Raw genomic sequence first — 12,213 nt, 5'->3', positions numbered from 1 at the left:
ACCTTAAATTGATGGATGTGTGGCGTGACCCCTGTATGTAAAAATAAATCCATTAAATCAATCTTTTTTGAGATAATGGATGTATTTTTTTTATTTTTCATTAAGAATTTTTTGTATGGCAGTTATATATCCTGCCTTATATACCTGAATGCCGTTTTCTTTTACTCTGCCATATTTATCGGTAGTCCATCCCTGATGGTTCATAAATTCGTTTGATATGGCATTTCTCAGCGCATCTATTTCGGTATCTGTCAGATTATAAGAAGGCTCGACTATAACGACATCCTTATTTTTACTTATATCGTTTATAGGACGCAAATCAATCGTAAAGGTTGTTTGTTCCTTAAGCAGAGAGTTTTCTCTTTTGAGCTTTTTATTCTCTGCCATAAGCATACCAACCAATGCTTTGGTTGTTGGTTCGGAGATACTTGCTAAGATATCATCGTTTACGGTTGTTCTCTTTTCTTTTTTAGGCTTTTTAGTGGTAGTTTTATAGTATTCAGCCCACTGGCTTATCAAAACCCTGTAATCCTCGGCATTTTTGTTTCTAAGTGCTTGTTCACTTGGACCGCCATCATCTGCTATCAGTCTGGCTATGGTGCCAATGGAAAAATCTTTTATGTCAGACTCGGACTGTTTTTACAGGCATTATTTATGAGTTCTAATGTTTTCTTTTTCCTTGTAGAAGCGTTCTCGTAAAACTTTAAGAACAGTTTATCTGGATGCATTTCCATCATATATCCTCCAATACATAAATTATTCTTAATCAATAGTAGAACTATCTATATTGGTAATAAATTACCGTTTAAAGTCACAGATTTAAGTTGATTAACAAACTCATTCTCAAACCCGATTTCTTCAAGTTTCTTACGCCCGATTGCATAAGGAATGGCATCTTTTAAACTACCTGCACGATTAATCAAAAGCCTCATGAATTGATTTCCTGCAATGAGCTGTTCTTCTTCTGTTAATGAGAACATAACGGGCATTTTATTGTTATTTTTTAATGTTAGATCTATGATTTGAGACCTTTGAAGAACTACCTTGCTTGCATCTGTTTCAGGAAACAGTTCCGCCCCATTACAGATGATTTGAAGCTGTTCAAGTTCATGTTCAACGTTGTCAATAGAAATTCCAACATCCGATATAGAACCTACGGTAACAAGCTGAAATCCATCATCAGAAGATGTTTCTTTGATTAACTTCATGCACTTATCAATAAGGCGAAGAGTGGCATTATAATCGTTTGCTAGCTTATCATTCTTCTGTATCTCCTGTGTATATAATTGCTCATATTTAAGCAATTCATGATGTTTTGTAAATATGGTTCCATTAAGTTCACATTCATATTTTTCATTTTCTAAAAGTTCTATATCATGCTGATATTTAATCACTCGTTTTCCTGTTTCGCCCATATTGTAGCCTATGGTATTAAAATGATGCACTAAGCCAGGAAGAAAAGCAGGACTAGTTACGAACCATCTACATCTGACACAGTTCTGCTCTGGAAAACCCGGAACAACACCATAAGTGATTTTATCCGTATCATCATTAACATATGTGCCACCTGAATCGCATCCAAAACAGCCTTTAGGACAAATTCCTTTATCACTTATAATAATACTTGCACCTGATTTTTGAGCGTTGATTACTGCCTGATAAGCTATTGGATCATTGGCAGCTACACTTGTTTCTAACTGTTCATACTTTGCATCTCTAATAAATCTATCAAAAGCTTCTTTATCATTTTCAAGAATGCTCTTTTCAGCCTGATTCATTGTATCTGTAACATATGAAATACCTGCTTTTGTATAATAAAGAGTCATAATGAGTCTTGCGTGACCTGCGATAGCCTTTGAAAGAATAGGCATTGGAACTCCACCTTCAAGAGCATAGGCAGTTATAAGTGATACTCTGAGTGAATGAAGGGGATAATAAGTCATATCTCCACGGTCTGGACGCACAAATTTTAATGTTCTTTCTTCTTCGGATGCTGTATTTTCTTTAAGTTGAACCTCAAGCTGTTTAAGTGTCTTATACCAAAAAGAATCCGATCCTTGTACTCCTATTGGCAAGTGTTCCTGTCCTATTGAAGTAGGATTTCTGAAAAGAAATGTGATTTCCCCCATTTGTTTTAAAATCCTTACATCTTTTATCTGTCCTAAGTGGTTTCTTTTCATGTCTGCCCATTTTGCAGGTTGAGAAATAGGATTGTACTTCATCTGCCAATCCCTAAGTTTTGCAAGCCAGTATTGTGCTTCTTCGTACTGCCAAGGAATGTCATAACCTTTATCGGATTCCTCTTTGTTGATGTCTGCTGTTTTATTCGTGTTGATAAAAAAATCTGTCATTTCAAGCTGCGTTGTTTTGTCTTTGAATTTACGAAGAACTCCTCTTTCAAAAGGATTTCTTTTTGTACCCTGACTTAAATGTGAATCATTCTTAATCCATTCTCCAGCCACATTTCGCATAGACTGCACATACTTATAAGTATCCATTTCTCCACTGTCAAGCATACGCACCTGATAAGTTCTCAAAGGAAGAAGGAGCTTTGTCAAAAGCAACACAGTAGTCCCCGGAAACCACATCTCATATACTTCTTCAGAAAGTCCTTTTCTTCTCTGGTCATACTTGGAAGTTTTTCTGAATCTGTAAACACAGTCTGTGTCATTTTTATCAATAACAGACTTATCAACAATGAACCAATCACCACCTGCTCTACTTGAATCGCTTGCACTTTGTGCAAATTTCAAGTCTCTAAAGCAGGTTGCATTTGGAGGGCAGAGTATATTACGAAGGTCTTTTATGTACCTATAAGGCAGAACATTCTTATCTGATTCATTACGTTGCGATGATTTTACATAGTCTGGTAAGTATTTTGTTAGAGGATTTTTAAATTCTGCTGGAATAAGTTTGTTTCCTAAATCATCTTCAACCGAAAACTTCTCCTCAATAATCCAGTCAACAAATTCAACATTCTTTTTTGCTTCAACTAAAGCAAGGGATTGTGAGCCTCTTTCTGCATAAATAATTTCGTAAAAATCTGGGGTGTCATATTCTATTGAAATGAACTCCTGCGCAGACCTAGTGATGTTATAGGGAATAACATATTTTTTAAAGAAGTTTGATAGAGATTTAAGTGTTAAGGATTTGTTTCTTACAACCGTTTTTACCCATTCCGATGCATATTCATTCCATTGCTGTAAATCAGAAGCATATTCTAAAAGCCATTCGAGGTTTTCACTCCTAGTCGTTCCATGAGACCTTAACTCAAGTTCTCTTTTCCTGGCTTTTTCCTTTAACTGTTCAAGCCTCAGATTTTCTTTTGGCGATAATGCATTATCACCAAAAGCTCCGTTTTTAATGAAATCTCGGAGCCAGTTCAAAACAGTAGTATGTTTAACACCATATTCTCGCTCAATATCATTTGATGTTTTGCCTTTGCAAAGTTCTTCAATCATTTTATACTTAAAAAAATTATCATAACTTTTTCTTCCCATTTATTTTCTCCTATATCTGTATCTGTTCTGCTGTTTAGTTTCTTCATTCATCCATGCATCAATCTCAGTCTGCATTGGAAGTACACAACCATTATCCAAAGATGCAGTGGCATTATTTAGTGAAGCTGTAACATCTGCAACTGTTGGCTCTGTGTATACGTTCTGAGACTCTATGGATTTGTGGTGCATGGAAATTTGTTTGATGCCGTCAGGTATATTGGCATTTTTAAGTCTTTGACCATATGCGTGTCTATGTCCGTGTGGAGTAGTGCCATCTTTCTTTCCGACTGTCAAACCAATCTTTTCAACCGCTTTTTCGTGAGACTCCCTCTGAGTCCTAAGTGGCATCATTTCTCCTAGTGTTTTAGGCGAATGTGAGACAAAGGCAAATGGGTGAGTATCCTTAATTCCATCTCTTAACCTTTTTGCCATATACATTTTCCATACATACATAAAGATGTATCCCCATTCCTTTGACAACCAGTAAACATGCATGTATTTATCTTCATCGTTATCAAGTCTTGGCTCTTTCCACCCTGCAAATCGTTTGTCCTGTGCGGAATACATATTGCGTGGAAGTAAACCATATTTTAACAGCAGATAGCTTTCTCTGTCTGTTATATATTTACCAGTAGTAGGGTTCTTGAAATCCTGCGGGGCTCTTCCTTCGCTTGGATGATAGATTCGTACCACAGCAAGATTTGGGTCTTCATGGTCAAGGAATACGTCCTGTACCCATAAATGAAATACTTCACTATGCCTAAGTCCACCGCCATGCATCAGTATAGTAATGGCAATATCACGCCAGTTATAACGGTCAACAAGGTCTAATTCATAGTTCTTTCTTGTATTCTTAAACCCTTCCCATAGGAGCTCATGTATTTTATTTTCGGGGAAGGCTTTTGTATCTCCTTTTGATGAGTATGGTTTTCTTCTTCTAACAGCATTGCGAGCTAACTTTGCAGTTTCAGAGATTTCATGAACATCATTTAAATGTCCTAGAAATGAGTTCTGACTTTTGTTTATCTGTGCCATCCAGTTAAGTCGTTCTTCGTATCTTGTGGCTTTTCTCCAAGGGTTTAATTGAACAGCTCCATATTCTTCATATAACCAATCTGATAACCCATTTAAAGCAGATAAAAGCATATTTGCTGTTTCAACTCTTTTAGGTAACCAATAAAGCCCCGAAGGGTCTAAACCTTCTTCATTTATTGTTCCTGAATAAACAGACTCCGTAAATGTATCAAAGAATTCTTTTGGAGAAGAATAATATTTCTGATTAGCTTCCATATAATCAAGCAACAGTCCAACAGCTTGTACTAACTTCTTATGCCAAGTTCTGCTTTTACTACGATTCTTTATTTGATATCTGTGTAATTGTTCAAAAAGCATTGTTTCTCCATTATACTCAACTAGAAGAGTAGGAAAGTCTATACTCCTTCCTGTATTATCCCTATATGTTTTTGAAGATACCTGAACATATCTCATATATAACCTCCTATATATCCTCCTATACCTACATTTTGATTATTATATTACATATAATACCATAGATATTTAAATGTAACTGCAATAAAAAAGGCACTACATCATTAAAATGTAATACCTTTTTAGTAGTTTGATTATAAATATTTCACCCTAGATAAAATCTTTGTTCATGTCTTTTTATATTAAAGTTTAACACTCATTAAAATTCGAAGATGGATTTATCTTATCCATCATCTCATGTTCTTTTTTCATATTCCATTATTTTCACACTAGAACAAACAATAGTGAATTAGAATAATGACTTAATACTTGCTAGGACAGTAAGTATACCTACAATAATGACAAACACATTGCTCATTTTCCCTCTGTATTTAGCCAGTACTGGTACTTTACGAATCGCATACATTGGTAATAGACATAAGATCGCAGCAACTAACGGACCGCTAAGGGCATCAATGATTCCAAGAATACTTGGATTTGCATAAGCAACATACCAGCATGTTAATACGACAAAAGTAAGAATCATTGTCTTAACTGTTTTTTCTCCTATATCTTTCCCACGTGTTTTACCGGACTTGATAATCATATCACGCATTACTTCATATGCTCCTATATAATGGCCAAGGAAAGACTTTGTTATAGCCACAAAAGCAATGATAGGAGCTACAATAGTGATTACAGGTGAATTAAGCTCATTAGCAAGATATGATAGGATTGATAAGTTTTGTTCTTTAGCCATCATAAGATCTTTTGGAGTTAAACTCAGTGCGCTGCTCCAAACAAAGAACATAACAACAACGAATGTCATAATATAACAAACTTTTTGTATTTGAGCACATTTGGCATCAGTAGCTTCTATTCCATAGGTAGCTCTCTGTTTCATAACAAATGACGAAATAAGAGGAGAATGATTAAATGAGAATACTATGATTGGTAGTATCATCAATATCACTCCAAAATACCCTGTTCCTGTTGAAGCAGTAGAAACACTTGAAAAACTAAGCATTGACGTATTCCACTGTGGAATTAAAGATATTGAGATAAAAAGTAAAGAAGCTATGAAAGGATATACTAGCATGCTCATTACCTTTACAATGATATCTTGACCAAAGTTTAGTATAGCTATAAGACCGAGTACTAATACAAGCGATAAAATGGCCCTTGGAGGCTCCTGCATGTGCAATTGATGCACGATAAAACTACTTGCAGTATTTGTAAGTGCAACCGAATACATCAGCACGATCGTATAAATTGAAACGAAATATACTATGTTAAAAATTATACTTGCCTTATTTCCAAAATACTCTCTTATTGTACCTGTGATCCCCTCATCAGCAGAATTAGAAGCGTATATCATTTTAGCAAGTGCCCTATGTGAGTAATACATAACAGGAAATGCAAGTATGGTAATTAACAGTAATGATAATAAACCACCTGAACCTGCATTAATAGGTAAAAAGAGTACCCCTGCTCCAATTGCTGTTCCAAAAAGGCTCAACGCCCAGGTAGTATCTTGTTTATGCCACTTTTTAGGATCTAGATATTTCTCATTTTCCACTGCAGTATTTTCAGCTTGAAATTCTATTTTTTTTGCAGTATTGCCATTCATATAATAAATCCCCCTTGTATCCTATTCTTACGTCTCTTTTTAGGCTAAAGAATGTAGACCATTCTTAAAAAATGAATCGCTTACTAGATGCACCATATTGTAAACGATTCCACCTAAAGCTGTCTCTCTTAATGTGCGAGGCATTTATCCTCCAACCCTATACTTCGTCAGCATTGATGATATTGTTTACACCAGCTAATACGATGTCCGCTGCTACTAAACTATTTTGAAGAAATTCCCCTTCTGGTCACACACCTTTCTGCAATTAATCGTTTCAGTCTGTCCAATTTTAAAATGTTTAATATTTTCTCCGTAGGTAATCGGTTACCTCTCGACGCCCTCATTATAACGTTTATATTTGCGAGTCTAATATTTTTTTATTTTTAGAAAGTCAGAATAAACAGAATTATGAATAGATAATAAATTACAATTGGTATGTAGCAATTGTGTCTATTTTTTGAAGCTGTATTAGTTAGCAAAAAGGGGAAAATAATACAGATATCCTTTTTGTTAACACGTTGATTATATTGGGAACTCATTATAAAGATAGTTATATTCCCCTTTGCTGAAACATCTTATTTTAGACATGAAAACTGTTATAATAAATAATCATTGTAGATATAAAGGAATAAATTAAGAAAACATAAAATCATCTAACTGAATAATTATAACTAATATCGAATCAATATGCATTTTTCAGAAAAAAAGAACTTCTCTTACTTAGTACCATCACACCTTCTATTATGTTTGACGCGTTACGCTTGTTAAAAGAATAACACCACAAGTTTCCATTTACTATATGTAATATTTATTAAGTGTAGTTTTTTCTAAATATGCATAATTACATATTTAGAAAAAAGAGAGTATACTTTCGTATTTTGTAATAAAGATATAGCCCACCTAAGGAAATAGTTGGGCTTTTCATGTATAAAAATTGCATTTATTATATGGCAATTAGAATTGAGGTCAAAATATTATCTCTTCCCCTTTAACTCTCTCAGGCTGATTTTTCTCAACGTCTGAACCTACTTACGTACCAACTGCGTAACCAGTAAGAATATTAACAATTATAGCAATAACTAAGATTAATGTGATTTAAATCCACTTTTCCAAACATATATTTCATTTCAGAAGATTTAGTTACCATAGGGCACCGAACCGATGGTGTTACCCTAACTGACGTTTAAATGCTTTACCGGCGAAGAAGTAAGCGATAACCATAATGCCCACACACCAAGCAAGTGCAATCCAAATATCGTTGCCAACAGTCCCTTCATATAAGAGGGCACGAATCGCATTCACAATTGAAGTCACAGGCTGGTTCTCAGCGAACGCACGAACAATTTTTGGCATAGTTTCGGTAGGAACAAAGGCCGAACTAATAAAGGGCAGAAAAATTAGTGGGTACGAGTAGGCTGTCGCCCCTTCCATAGACTTCGCTGTCAACCCGGGAATGATAGCCAACCATGTCAGCGCCAGCGTAAACATCCCGAGTATTCCAACTACCGCGAGCCAATCCAGAATATTAGCGCTGGAACGGAAGCCCATTAAGAGCGCAACAAGGATAACCACCACGATAGTAAGCACATTAGCAACAAGTGATGTTAATACGTGAGCCCATAATACCGACGAGCGCTTGATGGGCATAGTAATGAAACGTGCCATCAGTCCGCTCTTTACATCCGTAAACAACCGCACGGATGTGTAAGCGACACCGGATGCGATAGCCATCAGCAAGATTCCCGGCAATAAATAATTGACGTAGTTGTCCGTTCCTGTCTTTATGGCGCCGCCAAATACGTAGACAAACAACAGCATCATCATAATCGGCGTAATCGCAACCGTAATAATCGTATCCGGACTGCGCATGATGTTGCGCATTAAACGACCTAGTAATACCCCTGTTTTACTTTTCATTTTACATCTCCTCCTTTTTACCGATGATCGCAAGGAAAATTTCTTCTAATGTCGGCTGCTTCTCGACATACTCCACTTTTGCTGGTGGGAACATCTCTTTAAGTTCAGTAAGAGTACCAGTCGTAATGATTTTTCCGCCATGCAAGATCGCAATACGGTCCGCTAGTTGTTCTGCTTCCTCCAAGTACTGGGTCGTAAGTAAAATAGTTGTGCCTCCGCCGGCAAGTTCCTTAACGGTATCCCAAACTTCAATCCGCGCTTCAGGGTCAAGCCCTGTCGTCGGTTCGTCGAGAAAAATAACTGCTGGCGTCCCGATTAAACTCATCGCGATGTCAAGCCGGCGCTTCATCCCACCTGAATACTGATCTGTCCTCTGATTGGCTGCATCGGTCAGGCTAAATCTTGAAAGCAAATTGTCAGCGACTTGAGCGGGACTAGAAACTCCACGCAACTTGGCGATCATTATCAAGTTTTCTCTCCCGGTAAGCATGCCGTCTAAAGCTGCGAACTGCCCTGTCAGACTGATACTTTGACGAACATGATCCGGTTGACGCTGGACGTCAAAACCGCAAATACCTACTTCTCCGCCATCTTGCTTCATCAGCGTCGAGAGGATGTTGACCATCGTCGTCTTGCCCGCTCCATTTGAGCCCAGCAGTGCGAAAATTTCACCACGCTGCACCTCAAAATCCACCCCCTTTAACACTTCCTTATCTTTAAAGGATTTTTTCAACCCTTTTACAGAAATCGCTGCATTGGTCATACATTTTTCCTCCTTATTTAAAATGTTTTGCAAAGCTAGATGGCCTACACTCCTCTATTTAGTACTACTGATAATCTGTATTACTTAGTACCGGTTTAAAAATATAACTGAATAGCGATGGCGGCAATTCACATTTATAACCAGCTAATCAGTCGGTATTACCTTTTGCATTTATTTTTTTCTCAATTGCTTCATGATACTTTCATTCAAATCTTCACGATACTTGGAAACATAAGTTTTAGCGTTTGCCACTAGTTCGTCAGCAAAGGATGCCACGTCCTCCCCAGTGATTTCCAGCACTTGTCTTCCTTCCGCCGCACCGGCTTCAAACAAATCAATTAATTCATACTGTATGTGCAGCATATCCATCCCGTTACCCGCTGAGAAATTCCACATGTAATTTTGAATTTTTTTAAACACAAACTGATAGTCCTCTGGCAAGGCCCCAACTCGTGCCATCATCATTTTGTACTCTCTTTTATCACCAATTAATTTTTTGAACATTTCCATCATATTATTTTTCCTCCTTTTTTATAAAGCAGAACAAGAAACTCCCAAAACATTAGACGCAATAACTTATCTTATGAAGCTAGTTTGACTTCAAGACGTTAATTTTTGATGATACAAAATCCCACTTTTTCCAAAACAATTCAAGCTCCTGGCGGCCAGCATCATTTAGTGAATAAAACTTACGGGGCGGCCCCATATCTGACGGTTTCTTTTCAATATTCACAAGCTTTTTTTTCTCTAATCGTACAAGGATGGTATACACCGTTCCTTCCACGACTTCGGTAAACCCAAGTTCATTCAGGTGGCGGGTAATCTCATAGCCATAGGTTTCACGGCGGCTAATGATTTCCAGCACACACCCTTCCAGCGAACCTTTCAGCATTTCAGTTAAATTTTCCATATTCTGATCCTCCTCTACCCCCTATTCTGTCTGACTTATATTCAGTATCACAGAGTACTAAGGCGAATTTTTACTGAATAGCTTTTGAAAAACCATACTATTCAGTATTACTTATTACAAGTACATTGTATGACTAAGTAGCGGTGAATGTCAACTCGATTTTTAAATTTTTTCTAAAATCAGCTGCTACCTATTGTTTACTGAATATATTTTGAGAAACCACTCTATTCAGTATTACTTATTACAAGTACATTGTATGACTAAGTAGCAGTGAATGTCAACTCGATTTTTAAATTTTTTCTAAAATCAGCTGCTACCTATTGGATACAGCCGATTTTCTTTTTGAAGAAGTCTCGCCACATACCTATCCAGCTCAGAAAAGCGAATATCACAAAACAAAAAATGCTGACATTGATGGATGTGGCGGGTTCCCTTTATTAATAGATGATTTTTGTGTTCTTCTATTAACTCACCTGCGAATATATATGAGTTTTCGAATACATACAAATTCTTTATAAAGCCATCATTACATATAAGACATCTTTTTCGTTACGATAACATCATATTCATATCTTCTGCTGCAGTTGTAATCAGTTTTAAACCGAATGTTTCTTGTAATACATCGAGCACACCAGGTGAAATAAATTCTGGAGCCTTTGGACCAATGCGAATATCTTGAATCCCAAGACTAAATAGCCCAAGTAAAATGGCAACCGCTTTTTGTTCAAACCATGATAGGACAATACTCACTGGCAATTCATTTACTTCACATTGAAAAGCATCTGCTAAAGCGGCCGCTATTTTCACTGTAGAAATTGAATTATTACATTGTCCTAAGTCAATGTAACGTGGAATCTCCGTACCGGGTACAACACCATAATTTACATCATTAAAGCGGAATTTCCCACAAGAAGTTGTTAAAATAATCGTTTCTGGTGGAAGTGACGTTGCTAATTCACGATAGTATTCTCCGCCTTTTCCTGGTGCATCACAACCTGCGATAACAAAGAAACGCTTTATTTTCCCTTCCTTTACTGCCTCAATAATTTCTGGAGCTAATGATAATACTGTATTATGATGAAACCCAGTTACTAACTGTTCATCCGACTCCATATGTACTTCGGGAAGTTCTAGCGCTTTTTGAATCAGTGGTGCAAAATCATCATTTTCAATTTTTTGTACACCTTCTAAACCTGCAATATCATACGAAAAGAATCGATCAGAGTATGATCCTTTAATTGGCATAACGCAGTTCGTTGTAGCTAATATGGCACCGGTGAATTTTTCAAAAAGTCGTCTTTGATCATACCATGCCTTTCCAATGTTTCCTTTTAAATGTTTATACTTTTTCAGCTGTGGATAACCATGTGCTGGTAGCATTTCAGAATGCGTATAAATATTAATTTCTTTACCTTCTGTTTGCTTTAATAATTCCTCTAATGCAAATAAATTATGACCAGTAACAACAATTGCCTTACCTTCTACATGATTTTGTGTAATTTGAACAGGCTCTGGAACACCAAAATGATTCGTATGTGCCTCATCCAACAACTCCATCACTCGTAAAGCTGATTTCCCTACCTTCATAGCCATATCAATATGTTCTTGTTCATTAAAGTTAGAATTTGTTAATGTCATATATAATGCTTCTTGCGTTGTAGCATCTACAAATGCATCTGTATACCCTAGCTGAGCGGCATGTGTACGATAAGCAGCAATTCCTTTTAATCCAAATACAATCGTATCTTGTAAACTTGCAATGGTTTCATTCTTACCACAAACACCCATTACTTTACATCCGCCTGTTGGAGTTTGTTCACATTGATAACAAAACATATCATCCCACCCTCTCCCAATCATTCCTTACAAACTAAGCATAATACCTATTGAGAAAAAGGGATGTGATATCAATCACAATAATATATGAAAATTTGTGACAGTTCACATTGTTGACATAATATTTTTATGATCTTCTAAAATTCATACATAATGTCAATTATAATGCATGATGCTACTTACGTTGCTA

Annotated in this window: 9 protein-coding genes and 1 pseudogene; all 10 read right to left on the bottom strand. The window is 36.5% G+C overall.

The features are described from left to right. Positions 1-90 precede the first annotated feature (90 nt). The 10 genes and pseudogenes from gmtX to hcp all read right to left on the bottom strand — a co-directional run bounded on the left by gmtX (position 91) and on the right by hcp (position 12,023). Entirely contained in the window at positions 91-585 is a 495-nt protein-coding gene (gene gmtX, locus FT637_RS27750) for a gamma-mobile-trio protein GmtX (RefSeq protein WP_319805976.1), read from the bottom strand. 197 nt (positions 586-782) lie between these two features. Then, positions 783-3,500, bottom strand: coding sequence for a VPA1269 family protein (locus tag FT637_RS27745; RefSeq protein ID WP_193648991.1), 2,718 nt, complete (start codon positions 3,498-3,500; stop codon positions 783-785). Further along, positions 3,501-4,988: a gamma-mobile-trio recombinase GmtY gene (gene gmtY / locus FT637_RS27740; protein ID WP_193648990.1), complete on the bottom strand. Its 1,488-nt coding sequence runs from the start codon at positions 4,986-4,988 to the stop codon at positions 3,501-3,503. Positions 4,989-5,277: 289 nt separating this feature from the next. Continuing rightward, a complete protein-coding gene (locus FT637_RS27735; RefSeq protein ID WP_193648989.1) occupies positions 5,278-6,597 on the bottom strand; it encodes an aromatic amino acid transport family protein in 1,320 nt (439 codons plus the stop codon). 147 nt (positions 6,598-6,744) lie between these two features. Then, positions 6,745-6,890: pseudogene (locus FT637_RS30205) on the bottom strand (L-serine ammonia-lyase, iron-sulfur-dependent, subunit alpha); the annotation flags it as partial. Between the two features lie 874 nt (positions 6,891-7,764). After that, a complete protein-coding gene (locus FT637_RS27730; protein WP_193648988.1) occupies positions 7,765-8,514 on the bottom strand; it encodes an ABC transporter permease in 750 nt (249 codons plus the stop codon). A gap of 1 nt (position 8,515) precedes the next feature. Then, positions 8,516-9,277, bottom strand: coding sequence for an ABC transporter ATP-binding protein (locus tag FT637_RS27725; RefSeq protein ID WP_193648987.1), 762 nt, complete (start codon positions 9,275-9,277; stop codon positions 8,516-8,518). A gap of 171 nt (positions 9,278-9,448) precedes the next feature. Next, positions 9,449-9,790, bottom strand: a complete 342-nt coding sequence (locus FT637_RS27720) for a DUF1048 domain-containing protein (protein WP_193648986.1) — start codon at positions 9,788-9,790, stop codon at positions 9,449-9,451. 76 nt (positions 9,791-9,866) lie between these two features. Next, the gene (locus FT637_RS27715) at positions 9,867-10,187 is read right to left on the bottom strand and encodes a PadR family transcriptional regulator (protein ID WP_193648985.1); all 321 of its coding nucleotides are present in this window, start codon (positions 10,185-10,187) and stop codon (positions 9,867-9,869) included. Between the two features lie 549 nt (positions 10,188-10,736). Beyond that, positions 10,737-12,023 carry a hydroxylamine reductase gene (gene hcp / locus FT637_RS27710; protein ID WP_193648984.1) on the bottom strand — a complete coding sequence of 429 codons (1,287 nt, stop codon included), beginning with the start codon at positions 12,021-12,023 and terminating at the stop codon, positions 10,737-10,739. Between the last annotated feature and the right edge of the window lie 190 nt (positions 12,024-12,213).

The organism is Bacillus cereus (assembly GCF_015071065.1).
Classification (GTDB): Bacteria; Bacillota; Bacilli; order Bacillales; family Bacillaceae_G; genus Bacillus_A; species Bacillus_A cereus_BA.
This window is presented reverse-complemented; position numbering and strand designations above follow the sequence as displayed.